16 protein-coding genes, 1 tRNA gene, 1 pseudogene and 1 riboswitch are annotated in these 16,829 nt (G+C 69.4%); of the genes and pseudogenes, 7 read left to right on the top strand and 11 right to left on the bottom strand.

Features of this window, described 5'->3' with window-relative positions; genetic code table 11:
- The first annotated feature begins 69 nt into the window (after positions 1–69).
- Positions 70–1,200 (top strand): type VII secretion-associated serine protease mycosin, encoded by a 1,131-nt coding sequence (gene mycP / locus AN216_RS26425; protein ID WP_244502306.1) that lies wholly within the window; start codon positions 70–72, stop codon positions 1,198–1,200.
- Positions 1,201–1,309: 109 nt separating this feature from the next.
- Here mycP and AN216_RS04025 read toward each other — a convergent pair whose 3' ends face one another.
- Together AN216_RS04025 and AN216_RS04030 are read right to left on the bottom strand one after the other, a co-directional pair.
- Positions 1,310–2,215 (bottom strand): helix-turn-helix domain-containing protein, encoded by a 906-nt coding sequence (locus AN216_RS04025; protein WP_070195192.1) that lies wholly within the window; start codon positions 2,213–2,215, stop codon positions 1,310–1,312.
- A gap of 278 nt (positions 2,216–2,493) precedes the next feature.
- The gene (locus tag AN216_RS04030) at positions 2,494–2,742 is read right to left on the bottom strand and encodes a DUF397 domain-containing protein (protein ID WP_070195193.1); all 249 of its coding nucleotides are present in this window, start codon (positions 2,740–2,742) and stop codon (positions 2,494–2,496) included.
- Between the two features lie 139 nt (positions 2,743–2,881).
- Here AN216_RS04030 and AN216_RS29040 point away from each other — a divergent pair, with 139 nt between their 5' ends.
- From AN216_RS29040 to AN216_RS04040, 3 genes are all read left to right on the top strand, one after another.
- Complete coding sequence (locus tag AN216_RS29040) at positions 2,882–3,055, top strand: hypothetical protein (protein WP_170843020.1); 174 nt, start codon at positions 2,882–2,884, stop codon at positions 3,053–3,055.
- A gap of 252 nt (positions 3,056–3,307) precedes the next feature.
- A complete protein-coding gene (locus tag AN216_RS04035) occupies positions 3,308–4,411 on the top strand; it encodes a PP2C family protein-serine/threonine phosphatase (protein WP_079166239.1) in 1,104 nt (367 codons plus the stop codon).
- A gap of 132 nt (positions 4,412–4,543) precedes the next feature.
- On the top strand, positions 4,544–4,774 hold the full coding sequence (locus tag AN216_RS04040; protein WP_139140852.1) for a hypothetical protein: 231 nt from the start codon (positions 4,544–4,546) through the stop codon (positions 4,772–4,774).
- Positions 4,775–4,842: 68 nt separating this feature from the next.
- Here AN216_RS04040 and AN216_RS04045 read toward each other — a convergent pair whose 3' ends face one another.
- Together AN216_RS04045 and AN216_RS04050 are read right to left on the bottom strand one after the other, a co-directional pair.
- Positions 4,843–6,414, bottom strand: a complete 1,572-nt coding sequence (locus AN216_RS04045; RefSeq protein WP_070195246.1) for a serine/threonine-protein kinase — start codon at positions 6,412–6,414, stop codon at positions 4,843–4,845.
- A gap of 209 nt (positions 6,415–6,623) precedes the next feature.
- On the bottom strand, positions 6,624–7,109 hold the full coding sequence (locus tag AN216_RS04050) for a GNAT family N-acetyltransferase (protein ID WP_070195195.1): 486 nt from the start codon (positions 7,107–7,109) through the stop codon (positions 6,624–6,626).
- A gap of 152 nt (positions 7,110–7,261) precedes the next feature.
- On the opposite strand from AN216_RS04050, the gene AN216_RS31195 reads away from it, so the two are divergent.
- Entirely contained in the window at positions 7,262–7,339 is a 78-nt protein-coding gene (locus tag AN216_RS31195) for a 50S ribosomal protein bL37 (protein WP_476755923.1), read from the top strand.
- Positions 7,340–7,662: 323 nt separating this feature from the next.
- Here AN216_RS31195 and AN216_RS04055 read toward each other — a convergent pair whose 3' ends face one another.
- Positions 7,663–8,283 carry an L-threonylcarbamoyladenylate synthase gene (locus AN216_RS04055; RefSeq protein ID WP_070195196.1) on the bottom strand — a complete coding sequence of 207 codons (621 nt, stop codon included), beginning with the start codon at positions 8,281–8,283 and terminating at the stop codon, positions 7,663–7,665.
- Positions 8,284–8,446: 163 nt separating this feature from the next.
- Between AN216_RS04055 and AN216_RS04060 the strand changes: the two genes are divergently transcribed.
- Positions 8,447–9,229: an SAM-dependent methyltransferase gene (locus AN216_RS04060; protein WP_070195197.1), complete on the top strand. Its 783-nt coding sequence runs from the start codon at positions 8,447–8,449 to the stop codon at positions 9,227–9,229.
- 247 nt (positions 9,230–9,476) lie between these two features.
- Here AN216_RS04060 and metE read toward each other — a convergent pair.
- Positions 9,477–11,835: pseudogene (gene metE, locus AN216_RS04065) on the bottom strand (5-methyltetrahydropteroyltriglutamate--homocysteine S-methyltransferase).
- 166 nt (positions 11,836–12,001) lie between these two features.
- A riboswitch (cobalamin riboswitch) is annotated at positions 12,002–12,233 on the bottom strand.
- A gap of 424 nt (positions 12,234–12,657) precedes the next feature.
- On the opposite strand from metE, the gene AN216_RS28565 reads away from it, so the two are divergent.
- Positions 12,658–12,855, top strand: coding sequence for a hypothetical protein (locus AN216_RS28565; protein WP_070195198.1), 198 nt, complete (start codon positions 12,658–12,660; stop codon positions 12,853–12,855).
- A gap of 36 nt (positions 12,856–12,891) precedes the next feature.
- Here AN216_RS28565 and speB read toward each other — a convergent pair whose 3' ends face one another.
- The 5 genes from speB to AN216_RS04090 form a co-directional block, all read right to left on the bottom strand.
- A complete protein-coding gene (speB, locus tag AN216_RS04075) occupies positions 12,892–14,067 on the bottom strand; it encodes an agmatinase (RefSeq protein ID WP_070195199.1) in 1,176 nt (391 codons plus the stop codon).
- Between the two features lie 248 nt (positions 14,068–14,315).
- Positions 14,316–15,557 (bottom strand): formamidase, encoded by a 1,242-nt coding sequence (gene fmdA / locus AN216_RS04080; protein WP_070195200.1) that lies wholly within the window; start codon positions 15,555–15,557, stop codon positions 14,316–14,318.
- A 27-nt stretch (positions 15,558–15,584) separates the two neighbouring features.
- A complete protein-coding gene (locus AN216_RS30975) occupies positions 15,585–15,908 on the bottom strand; it encodes an FmdB family zinc ribbon protein (protein WP_079166228.1) in 324 nt (107 codons plus the stop codon).
- Between the two features lie 89 nt (positions 15,909–15,997).
- A complete protein-coding gene (locus AN216_RS04085; RefSeq protein ID WP_070195247.1) occupies positions 15,998–16,405 on the bottom strand; it encodes an NUDIX hydrolase in 408 nt (135 codons plus the stop codon).
- A 303-nt stretch (positions 16,406–16,708) separates the two neighbouring features.
- Positions 16,709–16,781 (bottom strand) — tRNA-Arg (locus AN216_RS04090).
- Between the last annotated feature and the right edge of the window lie 48 nt (positions 16,782–16,829).

Below are 16,829 nucleotides of genomic sequence, written 5' to 3' on the forward strand. Positions count from 1 at the left end.
GTGGTGGGCGTGGGCGCCGTACCCGCCCACGCGGAAAGCGTCCGGGAACGGCAGTGGCACCTGGACGCCATGCAGGCAGAGGAGATGTGGAAAACCAGCCAAGGCGAAGGCATCACCATCGCCGTCATCGACACCGGCGTCGACCCCACCCTCCCAGACCTCCAAGGCCAAGTCCTCAAGGGAAAAGACTTCTCCACACACCCAGGCGACGCCCACGACGACTACAGGGGCCACGGAACCGGCATGGCCGCCCTCATCGCCGCCACCGGCGCAGCAGGTCCCGAACACGGATCCTACGGACTGGCACCCAAATCAAAAATACTTCCCCTGCGCGTCGACGACGGATACAACCAAAAAAATCACGCGGAAGCTATAAAGAGCTTCGGAAAACGCGTAGGTCCAGCTATTCGTTATGCTGCGAATTCAGAAGCGAATGTAATAAATCTTTCGCGGGCTTCTCCAGGAAATTCCAAAGAACTCAGGAGGGCCATCAAATACGCCCTCGAAAAGGGAAAGATTATTTTTGCCGGAGTGGGAAATGATGGGGACTACGGAAACAAGGTTCTGTATCCGGCGGCTTCTCCGGGCGTGATTGGCGTTTCTGGACTTGATAGGAATGCGCAATCGACAGACGAGTCGCAAAGCGGCAATCAGGTGGATTTGGCCGCGCCCGGAGAGGACATGGTCGCTGCGTGTCCACATGGCAACGGAATCTGCACCACCCATGGCACGAGTGACGCGACAGCAATTGCCTCGGCTTCGGCCGCGTTGATCTGGGCCGAGCATCCGGACTGGACGGCGAATCAAGTGACCCGGGTGTTGGTGAACACCGCCGGTGGCCCCAAGAACGGTGACGAGCGCGACGACTTCATCGGCCACGGCGCCGTACGCCCCCGAATAGCCCTGAAGAACCCCGGCGACCCAGGAGACCCGAACACCAATCCGCTACCAGGCCCGTACAGCGAGAAGAAGGCGGCCTCCGACGCGAACAAGCCGGCGAAGCCCGGTGGTTCGGACAGCGAGGACGACAAGCAGCAGGCCGCCTCCGGCGACGACTCCGACCCCAACTGGCTCGCCTACGGCCTCGCCACCGCCGGCATCCTCGCCGCCGGAGGCGCCACCAGCCTGTACGTACGCCACCGCCGCCACACAGCCAACACCCCGTATCCCATTGCCCCCTACGGCCCGCCCCGAAGCTGAGAGCCCCGACTCCGCACCCTCCGACCACCGCGGCCCGGCCGCTTTCACGCGGCGGTTGGGCTTCGACGCGGCTGCACTCCGACGCGGCTGGGCCCACCAGCGACTGGGCTCAGATGCGGTCGCGCAACTCCCGCAGGAACTCCGCCGACTTCGCCGGCGGGTCGGCTGTCGCGGAGAGTCGGTCCATGACGACCATGTAGTTCTCCACTTCCTCGAGCTTGTCGAGGTAGAGGGCGGTGGTGAGCTGTTCGAGGTAGACCACGTCCGGCAGGTCGGGCGCCAGGAAGCGGAGTATGGTCACCGGTCCACCAGCGGCCGCGAGTCCGCCGATGTGGAATGGCGCGATCTGGAGGGTGATGTGCGGCTGCTCGGCCGCCCAGAGCAACTGGTCGATCTGCGCCCGCATCACGCCTGGTCCGCCCAACGGCCGCTGCAACGCCGCCTCGTCGACCACCGTCCACAACCGTGGTCCGTCGCCCCGACAGACGGCTTCCTGGCGCGCCATCCGCAGCCGGACGCGCTGTTCGATCTCCTCCTCGCCCGCCCGTGGATGACCGAGTCGGGTGCAGGCGCGCGCGTAGTCCTCGGTCTGCAGGAGCCCGGGCACGAACTGGACCTCGTACGTACGGATCACCGACGCGGCCTCTTCCAGGCCGATCAACTGCTCGAACCAGGACGGCAACACGTCGTTGTACTTGTGCCACCAGCCCGGCACGCTCGCCTGTTGGGCGAGTGCCAGGAACTCCTCGCGCTCCTCGGGATCTCGCACCCCGTAGAGCGAGAGCAGGTCGGCGACGTCCCGGTTCTTGTAGCCCGTACGCCCCAACTCCAGGCGGCTGATCTTCGCGTGTGAGCCGCGGATCTCCTCCCCGGCCTCCTGTCGCGAGATGCCGCACGCCTCCCGCAGCCTCCGCAACTGGGTGCCCAGGACGATACGCAGGATGGTCGGCCCACCCCGCGGGTGATCGAGGATGCGCCGTACCGTCGCGCGGCTTTCCGGATACGGCTCTGTCATTCTCCGGCCCCTGTCGTGCTTCTGTGAGTAGTTGTGCGAGCGCCCAGTGTTCCACCCGTAGCAGAGAACGTACAGCGTGCAACTGACAGGTGCACGTTCCCAAGCCACTTGCCCGTCTCGTGTGAAGCGGTCGAGTGGACAAGCCGGCGCGGAAACGTGCACCTGGTGATACGGGTATCGGTCGGGGCTGGGAGGCCGGAGCCGCTCCGGCGGACGAAGCGACCCGCTGTGGTGGTCGTGGTCGGTGTGGTCCTTCGGCCCCGAGGGGCCTATGCCGGTCAGGACGTGCTGTCCCGTCCCAGCAGATCGTCGAAGTCGCCGTCCTTCGCGCCCTGGATGAACGCCGTGATCTCGGCGGGGGTGTAGAGGAGGGCCGGCCCGGAGGGGTAGCGCGAGTTGCGTACCGCCACTCCACCATCGGCGAGTTCGGCCAGCTCGACGCAGTTGCCGCTGGGGTTGCTGCGCCGGCTCTTGCGCCAGGTGGCGTCCTGCAGACGCGGGTCTTCGATGGCGTGATCAATATGCATGGGAAGAAGGTTCCCACATCTCGCCGTGCTTGCACCTGTCCTTGCAGGTGTTCTTGCAGACGTAAGCACAGAAGGGGATGATGGCGTACGAGACAGCGCCACTCGAGCCCAACGCCCAAGAGCTGCCGCGGAGTTTGTGATGACCACACAGCCCCAACCCATGCGTGCGGACGAGCACGGAGATGCGCAACGCTGGGACGACCCCATGACCCGCCTGATGCTGCTGTTGGAGATCGCCAACGAACCCGCCTGGCTGCGCGACGTGACCGCCGCGCCGGCGGAGGCTACCGGGAGCCGTACACCCGAGGGTTGACGGCTTGGCGGTGCGCCGCGAGAAGGGGAGCGTGACACTCGGGCACGCCGCCGCGGCCGATGGCGTGGTGCGGACTGTCGCGAATGCGCCCAAGGCGTTGGTGAGCGGTGAAAATACTGCGAAGCTTGGGGACCAGCCGTGTCCGCGGCGTTTACCGACGTGTCGGAGATCCCCTTGCGCAGTGTGTTCCGCTCCAGTCGCTTCAGTCAGGCGCTCGGCAGCGGACTGCTGTTCTGGCTGCCGTTCGCCGCCATGGCGGTTGTCGCGGCGGTGGACCTCACGGCGGGTGCCGGCGTGGGTTTCCTCCCGCTGATCTCGCTCGGCCCCGCCTTCGCCGGACTCACCGGCGGACTGCGGCGCACCGCCGGAATCGGGGCGCTGGCGCTGGTCCTGTGCCTGATTCTGAGCCTCATCAACGGCTCGTTCGGCGAGCGCCGGGGCGTCACGGCTCTCATCGGTGTCTTCGGGGTCTCCGCCGCCGGGCTGTTGGCGACCACCCGCCGCCAGCATCGAGAGGCGGAACTCGCCTCCGTACGGGACATCGCGGAGGTCGCCCAGCGGGTGCTCCTCCGCCCCGTGCCGACGTACGCCGGCCACCTGCGGATCGCCGTGTCGTACACCTCGGCGGTGGCCGAGGCGCGTATCGGGGGAGACCTGTACGAAGTGGTGGTCTTCCCCGGCGGGGTACGGGTCATCGTCGGCGATGTGCAGGGGAAGGGGCTCGACGCCGTCGAGACCGCCGCGGTCGTGCTCAGCGCCTTCCGAGAGGCGGCGTACGACGAGAGTGAACTGCTGGCTGTCGGAGGCCGGTTGGAACGCGCCCTGCGACGGCAGCTGCCGGACGAGAAGTTCGTGACCGCCGCGGTCGCCGAGATCACCCGGGACGGTGGTGTGACGCTGCTGGACTTCGGACATCCGCCGCCGCTGCTCATACGGGAGGACGGCCAGCAGGAGTTCGTGCAGCCGCCGGACCCGGCACCGCCCCTGGGGCTGAGCCTGCTCGCCGGTCCCGGCGAGGGGCAGCACGATCCCGACGGCGCGGCGGGCCACGGCCCCCCGGACGGTCAGCTCCAGGACGCAGCCCTCGACGTGCTCGGCACCCTGGACGGCCACGGCGTCACGCCGTACCACATCCCCTTCGCCTCGGGTGACCAACTGCTCTTCTACACCGACGGCGTGACCGAGGCCCGTGACCCACAGCGCCGCTTCTATCCGCTGGCCGAACGGGCGGAACTGCTCAAGGAACCTGATCCGCAGCACGCGCTGGACGAGATGCGGCGCGACCTGGTGGCCCATGTCGACAGTCCGTTGCAGGACGACGCGGCCATGCTGCTCCTGCGGCACCGGCAGGGCTGAGCGGCCCACGAGGCGGATGGGGGGACGGACCGTGGCTGGGAACCCGGCGTCAAGTTTCCGCACTTCCAGGCCCGTTCGGCCGCCCCGGTATGGAACCCGCCCGGGCTCGCCCCCGTCTGTCCGGACAGGGGCGTGAACACGCGCCGCCCAACCCGTTGCACGAAGGGGGTGCCGGTGTACTGCTGCCGGTGCGGAGGAGCCACCGAGGACACGGTGCTGGTGCGGGTCATCGAGACGATGTCCGGGCCGATGCGGGGCAACTACGCCTGTGAGCCCTGCGGTAAGTGGTACGGCGCCCGGCCGGACGCGCCTGACTGGCTCAGGAGGGACCTCCTGCGGCGGGAGATCGCCGGCCAGAGCTGAGGCCCGTACCAGGGCCCGTGCCGGCCCGTGCCTGTGCCAGCTCCGGCGGGCGGCCTCGTCGCCGTACGTCAACCGGGCTCGATGACCAGCCGCTCCCGCACCTGCGCGAAGACCTTCTGGCCGCTGCCCCAGTCCGCGCTCGGTGCGGACAGGTAGAGGGCGTACTCCTTGCCGCCGGGTTTGCCGAAGCCGAGGTAGATGGCGCGGAACTCGCGCTCCCGTCCCTGGAAGGTGAACTCCCAGACGGCCGCGGGCATGCCCCGATAGGTCGTGCGCTGCATCCGCAACTCGCTGTACCCGGGGAGCTTCCCGGCACTGACGGACTTCGCCTTGTCGTCCTTCCAGCGCTGGAGTTGGTCCGAGGCGGCGAGTTCGCCGGCGCTGACCCGCAGGCTCACCAGCCGCGCCGGGTCCGTGTACGCCAGGTCGCTGTCCGCGGTGTCCGTGGTACGCCAGCCGTCCGGAAGCGGCACCCGGAGGCCGAGATCCTCGTCCCGCTCGTAGTGGTAACCCTGGGGGAGTTGGGGAGGCGTGGTGCTGGAGTGGCTGGGCTTGTCGTCCGGCGGCTGGTGACCCCGATCATCCTCCTGGTTCAGCAGGGTGAAGGCCGCACCGCTCGCCACCACCAGGGCGAGTACGGCGACGGCCGCCGCCACGGCGCCACGCCGACCACGGCGGCGCTGCGGAACCGTACGAGAGGGCGGGCCGGACGCGGGCGCGGGCATCGGATCGGCGGGAGCCTGGACGGACGCCGAACCGGCGGGCGCGGGCGTGGGGTTCGCGGGCCCCGGGGCCGTGGAGGTGCCCGCGTCCCGCAACCGTTCCTCGACCTCCTCGGCGGACGGGCGGTCCGCCGGGTCCTTCGTCAACAGCGCCTCGATGAGCGGGGTCAGCGCCGTGTGCCGCTCCGGCGGACGCGGCGGTTCGCTGCTGATGGCATACGCAGTCCCCACGGGGGTGTCCCGGCGAAACGGCGACTCGCCCTCCAGGGCCAGGTAGAGCGTGGCGCCGAGCGCCCACAGGTCGGAGGCGGCGTCGGGGGGCCCGCCGCGAAGGCGTTCCGGCGCCAGGTAGTCCGCCGAGCCGATCACCTCGCCGGTCCGGGTCAGCGAGGAGGTGTCGGTGGCCACGGCGATGCCGAAGTCCGTCAGCACCACCCGGCCGTCCCCGCTCAGCAGTACGTTGCCCGGCTTGACGTCCCGGTGCAGTACCCCGGCGGCGTGTGCGGCCCGTAGCGCGCGGATCATCCCGTGCCCGATCCGTACGGCCTCCGCCACGCTGACCGGCCCGTCCTCCCGCAGGACGTCCCCGAGCGTGCGGGAGGGGACGTACTCCATGACGATGCACGGCAGACCGTCGTGGTCCACCACGTCGTGCACCACCACCACGTTCGGATGGCTGATCCGGGCGACGCTGCGGGCCTCGCGCCGCGTCCGCTCGTACGACGTCGCCCGCGCCCGGCCGTCCTCGCCGGGGGGCGCGTGCATCTTCTTCAGTGCCACCTGCCGGCCGAGGACCGGGTCCTCGGCGAGCCACACGGTCCCCATGCCGCCGCTGCCGATCCGCTCCAGCAACTGGTAGCGCGCCGCGACAAGTTGCCCCCGCTCGGCCCGTACCTCCTCGGCCCCGGTGTCCGACAACACCGTCCCCCGTTCACTCGTCGACCCGTGGACGACCCGGTCCCGACCGCCGTGGGGGCCGCTGTCGGCCCGTCGCCCCTGCGATGGCCCCATCCTCGCCGACGTCGTGGCGCCGCCGCACACCCGGGGCGTACGGGCTGGGCGGGCGTACGGGACGGTCGAGGCCTACGGGCGGTCGGAGTCGGGAGGGAGCGCGAGGGTGAGGGGAGTCAGAAGCCGCAGTACATGATGTGCAGCGCGACCCGCCCCAGCTTGGGGTGCTCGAAGGCGCCGGGGACGGTGCCGACGATCTCGAAGCCGAGCCGCCGGTAGATCTCGATGGCCGACTGGTTGGAGTCCGCCACGGCGTTGAACTGCATACCCGCGTATCCGTCCTCCCGAGCCCAGTCCAGCGCGAACTGGCACAGCGCCGTGCCCACTCCGCGCCCCCGCGCGTCGGCGCTGACCATGAAGCTCGCCGTGGCGACGTGCGCCCCCGCGCCGGGACGGTTGGGGCCCATCTTCGCCGTGCCGAACACCCGGTCGTCCTCGACCGCCACGACGGTCTGTCCCGGTGGCTCCTCGATCCAGATGGCGTACGCCTCCTCCGCCGTCATGTCCGGCTCGTAGGCGTACGTGTCGCCCGCACGCACGATCTCCCGGACGATGGGCCACATCTGCTCCCAGTCCGCCGCTGTGCTTCTCCGAATCCGCATAACCTCAGCTTATAGCGCGCTGACCGGCCGCTGGACGGCCCCAGGGCGGAGGCGCGGGAGCGTACGGAACGGCCGGCGGGGTGTTAGACGGGCGAGTTCGCCATGTGAAACGGTGGCGTTTCCCCGGCCCGCCAGCGAGAGAGGAGCACGGCATGTCGTCGAAGCGACGCAGGAAGAAGCAGGCACGTCGGAAGAACGCCGCGAACCACGGTCGGCGTCCCCAGTCCTGAGTGGTACGGCCGCGGGCCAAGGCCGGAGGTCACACCAGCCCCGGGCCCGCGGCTACCGCCCGGCCCGTCTCGTACAGCCACGCGAGCCCAACTCTTCTCTGTCACAGGCGCGTCACAGCGAAACGATCAGTGGGCTACGAGGCACCGGGGGTGGCTAGGGTCGCAGGAGGAGGGAGAGGCGTGGCCTCCGTGCACGTCCGATGCGCCCCTCCACGCCCTGTGTCTCCAGCCAGCGCTGGTGTCACAGGGCGTATCTCGCGGTACTCGCGGTACGAACGCGGCGGCCGGGGCGCCCCCGCCCGGACGGCTGCAGGGCATGTCCGTCAGCCGAACCTGTCCGGGTCGCCGGCACCGCGGCGTACGATCTCCGGCTCGGCACCCGAGAAGTCCACCACGGTGGTCGGCTCCGTGCCGCAGTCGCCCGAGTCGACCACGATGTCCAGGACGTGCTCCAGCCGCTCCTTGATCTCCCAGCCCTGGGTCAGCGGCTCTTCCTCGTCCGGCAGCAACAGCGTGCTGGAGACCAGGGGTTCACCCAGCTCGTCGAGCAGTGCCTGAGCCGTGTTGTGGTCCGGGATACGGACTCCGACGGTCTTCTTCTTCGGGTGCAGCAATCGACGGGGCACCTCCTTCGTGGCCGGCAGGATGAAGGTGTAACTGCCGGGCGTCGCCGCCTTGATGGCGCGGAAGACGTCGTTGTCGATCTGTACGAACTGGCCCAGCTGGGCGAAGTCCTGGCAGACGAGAGTGAAGTGATGGCGGTCGTCGAGGTCGCGGATGGATCGGATGCGGTTGATCCCGTCCCGTTCTCCCAACTGGCATCCGAACGCGAAACAGGAGTCGGTCGGGTACGCGATCAGCGCGCCCGCGCGGAGGCCGTCGGCCACCTTGCCGAGCGTGCGCCGCTGTGGGTTGTCGGGGTGCACGTCGTAGTACTTCGCCATCCGCCGAGGGTAGCCCCGCGCCGCCGTACCGACCCAGCGCTCGCCCGCGCGCCCGAGAGTCGGGGGCGGCCGGACACCGGGTCCGGCGAAGCCGAGGAGTTGCCGTGGCCCTGCCCGGGAAACTCCGTTGTCGGGCCGTGAGACGGGCTGGTACGGAGGTGCGATGACTTCGCTGGACGCACTCGTCAGGTCTGATGAATACCCACGTGCGGCAAAGTACGATCCACAGTGGATGGTCGACAACTGTATGGGTCCAAACCCACTGTGGCTGCTCGAAGACCTCAGCCGGGACTGTACCTTCCGGCCCGGAATGAAGGTCCTCGATCTCGGGTGCGGACTGGGTATGACCTCGATCTTCCTGGCGCGCGAGTACGGCGTCGAAGTGTGGGCCTCGGAGCTGTGGATCCCGGCCGAGGAGAACGCCGCGCGATTCGAGCAGGCAGGCGTCGGCGACCAGGTTCACGCCGTGCGTGCCGAAGCGCACGACTTGCCGTTCGCATCGGAACAGTTCGATGCGATCCTGTCCGTGGACAGCTATCACTACTTCGGCACCGACGACCTCTACCTCGGCTACATCAGCGAGTTCCTCAAGACAGGTGGCCGGCTGTCGATCGCCGTGCCGTCACTGCACCGCGAACTGCGCGAGCTCGGTGGTGCCCCGGCGCATCTGCGATCCGGGGCGGGGTGGGAGGTTCTCTCTTTTCACACGCCCGAGTGGTGGCGTTTCCAGTGGGAACAGACCGGACTGGTTCAGGTCATCGCGAGCCGGGCACAACCCGGTGGTTGGCTTGACTGGAAGCTGTGGTGCGAGGTGTGTGCCGAACACTCCCCCAACGAACCCGTCAGACAGAACTCTCGCGCCACGATCCCCATGCTGGACACCGATCGTGGAGAACTTCTCACGTTCGCTCTCGTCACTGGCCAGAAAGACGGATCGGTGAGGTGAAACCGGCTTCTCCCCCCGCACGTGTGTTCCACCGCGGCCCTGCCGGCGTGCTCCTTCCCGGTACACGCCGCACGCCGTCGTGGGAGGTTCGCCGCGGGTCGGCCCGGGGCCTGGGCCGACCCGCGGCGGGACCCGACGCCCCGGCACAGGGCGGTCCGGACACGTCGGGAGTCAGGGAGAGCTGCACAGCCGGGCCCGCGGGCGCGCCCGGTCCCGTGACCCTACGCCCGCACGCCCCCCGGTGGGGTCACTTCAGCGTCGTACGCACCTCCCGCGCGGCGGCGGTCAGATGACGCAACGCGGTGCGCACCTCCGCCCAACCGCGGGTCTTCAACCCGCAGTCCGGGTTCGCCCACAGCCGCTCGGCGGGGATCGCCTCGAGCCCGGCGCGCAGCAGCGACGCCAACTCCTCGGTGCTCGGCACCCGTGGCGAGTGGATGTCGTACACCCCGGGCCCCACCTCCCGTGGATATCCGCCCTCCGCCAGCTCGTCGGCGACCCGCATGTGCGAACGGGCGGCCTCCAGACTGATCACGTCCGCGTCCAGATCGTCGATTGCGGAGAGGATCTCGCCGAACTCCGCGTAGCACATGTGCGTGTGGATCTGGGTGTCCGCGCGCACCCCGCCGGTGGTGATCCGGAACGCCTCCGTCGCCCAGTCCAGATACGCCGCCCGGTCCGCCGCCCGCAGCGGCAGCGTCTCCCGCAGCGCGGGCTCGTCCACCTGGATCACCGAGGTGCCCGCCCGCTCCAGGTCGGTCACCTCGTCCCGGAGGGCCAGCGCGACCTGACGCGCGGTGTCCGCGAGCGGCTGGTCGTCCCGTACGAAGGACCAGGCGAGCATCGTAACCGGGCCGGTCAGCATGCCCTTGACGGGCGCGTCGGTGAGCGACTGGGCGTACGAGGTCCAGCGTACGGTCATCGGCTCGGGTCGCGAGACGTCGCCGGCCAGCACGGGCGGCCGGACGTACCGGGTGCCGTAGGACTGCACCCAGCCGTGCCGGGTGGCCAGGTAGCCGGTCAACTGTTCGGCGAAGTACTGCACCATGTCGTTGCGTTCGGGCTCCCCGTGTACCAGCACGTCGAGGCCGGCGTCCTCCTGGAAGCGGATGACGTCCCGGATCTCCTCGGCGATCCGCTCGTCGTACGCCGCCTCGTCGACGCGCCCGGCACGCAGGTCCGCCCGGGCCGTGCGCAGCGCGGCGGTCTGCGGGAAGGAGCCGATGGTGGTGCTGGGCAGCAACGGCAGCCGCAGCCGCTGGCGTTGCGCGGCGACCCGCTCGGCGTACGGCTGCGCGCGCCGGGCGTCGGCNGGTGAGCGCGGAGGCCGCACGGCACGCGCGTGCGGCGCGGTTGGCGGCCAGCTGGGGGGCGATCTCCGCGGAGCCGGCGCTCAGCCCGCGGGCCAGCGTGACCACCTCGGCGGTCTTCTGCCTGGCGAACGCCAGCCAGCGGGCGACCTGCGGATCGACGTCCCGTTCCCGGCTCGCGTCCAGCGGCACGTGCAGCAGTGAGCAGGAGGCGGCGACATCGACCCGGCCGGCCAGCCCGAGCAGGGTGGCCAGGGTGGACAGCGAACGCTCCAGGTCGTTGATCCACACGTTGCGGCCGTCCACGACGCCCGCGACCAACCGCTTCCCGGGGAGGCCGCCGGCCGCGGCCAGCGCGTCCAGGTTGGCGGCGGCGGGTCCGGTGAAGTCCAACGCCAGGCCCTCGACGGGCGCTTGGGCGAGCAGCGGGAGCGCGCCGTCCAGCCGGTCGAAGTAGGTGGCGAGCAGCAGCTTCGGCCGGTCGTGGACGTCGCCGAGCTCCTTGTACGCACGCGCGGCGGCGCTCCGTACGGCCTCGGTCGTGACGGCCTGGGAGCCCGCTGGCTGGGAGGCCCCCGCATGGGAGCTGCCGCTCCTCAGGGTTTCGGACCCCGCGACCTCGCCGTTCCAGTCCCGCACGAGCGCGGGCTCGTCCAGCTGCACCCACGCGGCGCCGGCGGCTCGTAGGTCGGCGAGCACCTCGGCGTAGACGGGGAGCAGCCGGTCCAGCAGGGTGAGCGGCTCGAAGTCCGCGGCCACCCCGGGCGCGGGCTTGGCGAGCAGCAGGAAGGTGATCGGGCCGACAAGCACGGGGCGGGGCGTGTGGCCCAGGGCGAGGGCCTCGCGGAGTTCGCCGAGTTGCTTGGTGGAGTCCGCCTGGAAGGTGGTGTCCGGGCCGAGTTCGGGGACGAGGTAGTGGTAGTTGGTGTCGAACCACTTGGTCATCTCCAGTGGCGCGGTCCTCTCGCCGCCCCGGGCCATCGCGAAGTAGCCGTCCAGCGGGTCGGCCGCCACGGCGGCGCGGTGCCGCTCGGGGAGCGCGCCGAGCATCACGCTGGTGTCCAGCACGTGGTCGTAGTACGAGAAGTCGCCCGTCGGCACCTCGTCGATGCCGGCCTCCGCCAACTCCCGCCAGTTGTCCTGGCGCAGCCGCGCGGCCGTGCCGCGGAGCGCCTCGGCGCTGACCCGGCCCTTCCAGTAGCCCTCGATGGCCTTCTTCAGCTCCCGGTCGTGGCCCTGCCGTGGGTATCCGTACACGGTGGACCGTGTTGCCGCGGCCGCGGTCTTGCTGGTCACGAAACTCTCCTTCGCGAGTCACGGTACGACCTCGGTGCCGTCGCGTTCCGGCGGTCGTCGCGCGGACGCGTACCACGAAGGAGGGGAAGCAATCCGGAACGGCGCGGCACTCCGCGTCCGTCCGTCCGCTGACCCGCCCTCGAGGTCACCGAGATCACCGCGTGCGGGCTGCACGCGGGCAGTGGCAGGTCTTCGGACTCGCGGACATGTCGTGCCGGGCAGGTGCCTGCCGGCAGGACGCCTAGTGGCCGTCGCTTCCCGGCCCGGGTCGGGCCAGTGCACGTGACGGCGGTCGTTTCCGCTCACCGCTGCGGGGCAGTCCCGGATTCGCACCGGGTTCCCTCTTTCGTCGCGTCCACCCGCGCGGGGTGGGGCGAACCAGCTGCCCCGCCAGATAACCACAACCGGTCCGGGTGGTGAAGACGGCGGGCTCGGGGACGTGGGCCCCTCGACGGCGGTGGGGGCGGTCGCACGACGACGATCACGATCACAAACCCTCCTCGGGCGGGTTGTTTTGGTGACGTTTCCCACGTCCCCTGGGCTCAACATGCGACACTTCGGAGTCGGTTCAGTACGCTGTGCTGTGGCCGGTGGCGGTCCGTAGGGTGCTGCCGCGTCGGCTTATCCGCGGGGCAAGTACCGCTGGTAAGTGCTGTTCAGGGGCGGATTGAGGCACTTCGTGCGGCCTGCCGCCCGTCGACGGAGGCGACTCCACGGCGCCGCTGTCGGCGACCGAGAGTGACCGTTTCGTTGTGTGTTCATGCCGCTTTCGGCTGAACGCGGTGGGTGAGATTGTCGGTCCTCTCCCGTAACCTTGACGGCATGTCCTCTACTTCTTCACCATCGCAGGCGCCGTCCACGTCGACGCCGTCGCGGTTGGCGCTCGAGGAAGCCAACGCCGCGATACGCGAGTTCGTGGCGGGCCGGCATGCTTGGACACCGGCGGACCTCGAGGAGCTGGCGCGGCTTCGCCGGGTGTGGATGGAGGCCGCTCGACTGCCGGTCGAGGAAGCCGCCTGACCGTGGGTGCCGCGCCGCGGCCGCGGATCGGGGATCCTAAGCAGCTTCGGGGCCCCAGGCGGCCCCGCTTCGGCGGGCCGCCTTCCGGCCGAGCCGACCGGTCCGTACGAGCGTCGCCAGGCTGTCGAGGATGACCCGGCTGCTCAGCAGCGCGGTCTGCTCCGCCCAGTCGTAGGGCGGGGAACACTCCACGATCTCCACGCCAGCCAGGCCCGCTTCGGCCACCTTGCGAACGAGCTTGAGAGCCTCACGAGGCAGCAGGCCGCCAGGCTCGGGCCAGCCGGTGCCCGGCACGAAGCCGGCGTCCACCACGTCGATGTCGAAGGAGAGGTAGACCGCCTTCGCGTCCTTCCACGCGGTCTCCAGCGCGATCTCCGCGACCTTCTCGACGCCGACGCGCTCGACGTCGGAAACCGTGATGATGGTGGTTCCGCGCTCCCGGGAGACCCGCACCCCCGCACGTGGCGCCTGCCAGCCTCCGATACCGATCTGCACGAGATTGGTGGCCGGGGCGTTCGAGATGTTGTTGGCGTGGAACCACGGGCAGGTGTGCATCCGTTCGTCCAGGTCCGACTCCTGGGTGTCGACATGGCGGTCGAAGTGGATGATCCCGATGTTGCCGTCGACATGGGGTGCCATTCCGCGGATCGTCGGATAGCCGATGGAGTGGTCCCCGCCGATGACCACCGGCGTCACGCCGTTGCTCACCACATGCGCCATGGCCTGGCTGATCTGGTCGAAGGACTTCTCCAGGTTGCCGGGGATGGTGAACACGTCCCCGATGTCCACCATGTTGAGCTGCTCGCGCAGGTCGACACCGAGTTCGTAGCAGTACGTACCGAAGAGGTTCGTGGACCTGCGGATGCCCTGCGGGCCGAACCGTGTCCCCGGCCGGTAGGTGGCTCCGGCATCCAGCGGGACCCCGAAGACCGCCACCTCGGCGTCTCCGACCTCGCGCACGTCCTCGACGAACGGACACTTCAGGAAGGTCCCGCGTTCACCGGCGAAGTGGGGCAGCTCGCCGCGGGAGAACGTCGGGATCGTGCGGTCCGTGATCGTCGGTGCGCCCCGCAGGCCGTGCTCCAGGCAACGCTCGGTCTCCTGTTGGTGCCGGAAGCCGGGCAACTCGGCCTCCGCACGCTGGGCCCAGGCGCCTTCGTACGGCTCGCCTTCGTTCGGTTCGCCTTCGTGTGCGGATTCGTATGCGGGCACGACCAGCCTCCCTCGCGCTCCGAGGCAAGCGCGGGACGCGCCCGTGGGAGGCCGACCCACGTCGGTTGCGGGCAGTCGGTCTCAGACCGCCTCTCCTCGATCGTCGCTCAGCCGTCCGGGTGACGCATCCGGAGCGACGTTCACCGGCGGGGGCGATGGGTGCGGTGGTGTGCGGCGGGGGACGCGGGGGACGAGTGACACGGGCCGTTGGCGGAACAGTCCGGAGCGGGCCGTTCCGCCGAGCACGCTTATGTGGTCGCGCAACGACCGCGGTCAACGGCCCGCGGGCCGGAGGCGGAAGGCCGTACGTCGAAGTCGAAGATGGCGGTGGGCAGATAGAGGGTCGCGCACGCGTTCGGAATGTCCACGACTCCGCTGAAGCGACCCTCGACCGGGGCGGCGCCGAGCAGCAGGTACGCCTGTTCCGGCGAGTACCCGAACTTCGTCAGGTAGTCGATCGCGTTGAGGCAGGCACGCTTATAGGCCAACTGGGAGTCCAGGTAGCGCTGGTCTCCCTTTTCGTCGACGGAGATCCCGACGAACGTGAGGAATTCGCTGTAACGCGGCTCGACGTTTCCCGGGATGAAGACCGGGTTGTCCTGGACAGCGAATTTCTCCATCCCGCCCTTGATGAGATCGACCCGCAGATCGATGTACCCGCCCATCTCGATCGCGCCACAGAACGTGATCTCGCCGTCGCCCTGACTGAAGTGCAGGTCACCGACGGAGAGTTTGCCGCCCTCCACGAAGACGGGCAGGAAGACCCGCGACCCGCGCGAGAGGTTCTTGATGTCCTGGTTACCGCCGTTCTCCCGAGGCGGCGCCGTCCGTGCGCCCGTACGGGCCGCCGCACGGGCCTCCGCCTCCGGGAGCCCGCCCATGAGCGCGTTGTGCTCCTCCGGCGGAAGCGCCAGCGGTGGCACCGCCTCCGGATCCGTGGCGATGAGCTGAGCCTCCCGCGTGTTCCACCGCTCGAGAAGAGCGTGCGAGGGAGCCGTTCCGATGAGCCCGGGGTGGGTGATTCCGGTGAACCGGACGCCGGGCAGATGCCGGGAGGTGGCCATCTGGCCGTGGAAATCCCACACGGCCTTGTAGGCGTCCGGGAAGTGGTCGGTGAGGAAACCACCGCCGTTCTCCCGGGCGAAGATTCCGGTGTATCCCCACCCCTGCCCGGCTGCCGGCCCCTGCTCCTGGGGTGTGGGCCCCAACTCGAGAATGTCGACCACCAGCAGGTCACCGGGCGCCGCGCCCTCCACGGACACCGGGCCGCTGAGCGGATGGACCATGGAGATATCGACATCGCGGACATCCTGCGCGGAGTCGTTGTTGCCGATCGTGCCGTCGAACCACTCCCGGCATTCCAGCCTGAACTCCGTCCCGGGGCGCACCGTGGCCACCGGAGGAATATCAGGGTGCCAACGGTTGTGGCAGTTCACTTCCTGCGCGTAGAAGGACTTCGACTGGTCGATTTCGAAGAGTACTTCGGGCATGACATCTCCCTCCCGCCGCAACGGGTTTCAGGGCCTGGGCAGTTTGGCATGCAGGGGATGGGCCGGACGACTTCTCCCACGAAGCGGGTCCGGGGGAGGAGCGTGCACCACCGCGGGCTCGTGCGCGCTCCTGCGGTCAGTGTCCATCGCGGCGGCCACCGGTCCGCTTCCCGAGATCAGGACACCGGTGGAGAACAGTCGACGAGCGGAGCCGAGACACCGCGGGCAGGTACGCTCCGGTTCCGCGTTTCCCACCGGGCATTCGACCTCGTACACGCCACAATTACCGCAGCGATAGTCGTAGCGTGCCACACCCACCTCCGCTACACCTGAAGTGGGAAAGCGACCCACGCGGAATTCCGAACGGAGCTGACGCTAACTCACTGGGATACGTCATTCGGGGATATGAGTTCCATTCAGCGTGGTGGGGCGGTCCTGAGTCAGACGAGTCGTACGCCGTCGTGGGCGCGGATGGCGGGCGGGGAGGTCGTGTCGAGGGCGTCCAGGACGCGGATCGCGTACGCCTCGTCGGCGAGTTCGGACACCTCTTCGCGGGTGGCCCAGCGCAGTGCGTACGTCTCGGCGCCGGTCGTCGGGGTACCGCCCGCCGCTTCGCAGCGGAAGACGAGCGAGACGATCAGGCCGGTCATGTTCTTGTAGACGCCGGTGAGCGTGGCGGGCTGTGCGATCTTGAGTCCGGTCTCCTCGAGTACTTCGCGCTCAAGCGCCTCGGGCACGGTCTCCCCGGCTTCGAGGACGCCGCCCGGCGGCTCCCACTGTCTGTTGTCCCGGCGCTGTATCAGCAGAGCGCGACCCTGGTCGTCGATGATGACTCCGGCGACGCTCACGGAGTGCGGGCGCTCCGTAGTGCTCACGTTCCTCGGTCTCCTTCGCTGACCAGCCCGCACCGCCAAGCAGCGGCCGCGGAGGTCCGCGACGCGGTCAGGCCGCGGACTCGTACCTCCTGGCCCACCAACTCTCCGCGGACTGCTGGGTCTTGTGGTGGGCCCGGGCCCGCGTGATCCGTACGCGGCGCTCTCGCGTGACCGTGGCCAGCTTCCCGGCTGGCCCAGCAGGAAGGCCCGGGCCCCGGAATACCTCCCCGGTGGCCTGGGCCTTCCGCGCGTTCTGCCCGTGTGGGTTGGACAGAGTGCCCCCGGCAGGAATCGAACCTGCGACACCCGCTTTAGGAGAGCGGTGCTCTATCCCCTGAGCTACGGAGGCCGGGTGGCGGCTGGGTAAGCCGCCGGGAACAGCGTACCGGGTCGAACC

The sequence above is a fragment of the Streptomyces oceani genome (assembly GCF_001751245.1).
Lineage (GTDB): Bacteria > Actinomycetota > Actinomycetes > Streptomycetales > Streptomycetaceae > Streptomyces > Streptomyces oceani.

Coding starts and splice junctions, on each gene's coding strand:
- mycP (WP_244502306.1), top strand. CDS start 70: ATGCAGGCAGAGGAGATGTGGAAAACCAGCCAAGGCGAAGGCATCACC.
- AN216_RS04025 (WP_070195192.1), bottom strand. CDS start 2,215: ATGACAGAGCCGTATCCGGAAAGCCGCGCGACGGTACGGCGCATCCTC.
- AN216_RS04030 (WP_070195193.1), bottom strand. CDS start 2,742: ATGCATATTGATCACGCCATCGAAGACCCGCGTCTGCAGGACGCCACC.
- AN216_RS29040 (WP_170843020.1), top strand. CDS start 2,882: ATGACCACACAGCCCCAACCCATGCGTGCGGACGAGCACGGAGATGCG.
- AN216_RS04035 (WP_079166239.1), top strand. CDS start 3,308: ATGGCGGTTGTCGCGGCGGTGGACCTCACGGCGGGTGCCGGCGTGGGT.
- AN216_RS04050 (WP_070195195.1), bottom strand. CDS start 7,109: ATGCGGATTCGGAGAAGCACAGCGGCGGACTGGGAGCAGATGTGGCCC.
- AN216_RS31195 (WP_476755923.1), top strand. CDS start 7,262: ATGTCGTCGAAGCGACGCAGGAAGAAGCAGGCACGTCGGAAGAACGCC.
- AN216_RS04055 (WP_070195196.1), bottom strand. CDS start 8,283: ATGGCGAAGTACTACGACGTGCACCCCGACAACCCACAGCGGCGCACG.
- AN216_RS04060 (WP_070195197.1), top strand. CDS start 8,447: ATGACTTCGCTGGACGCACTCGTCAGGTCTGATGAATACCCACGTGCG.
- AN216_RS28565 (WP_070195198.1), top strand. CDS start 12,658: ATGTCCTCTACTTCTTCACCATCGCAGGCGCCGTCCACGTCGACGCCG.
- fmdA (WP_070195200.1), bottom strand. CDS start 15,557: ATGCCCGAAGTACTCTTCGAAATCGACCAGTCGAAGTCCTTCTACGCG.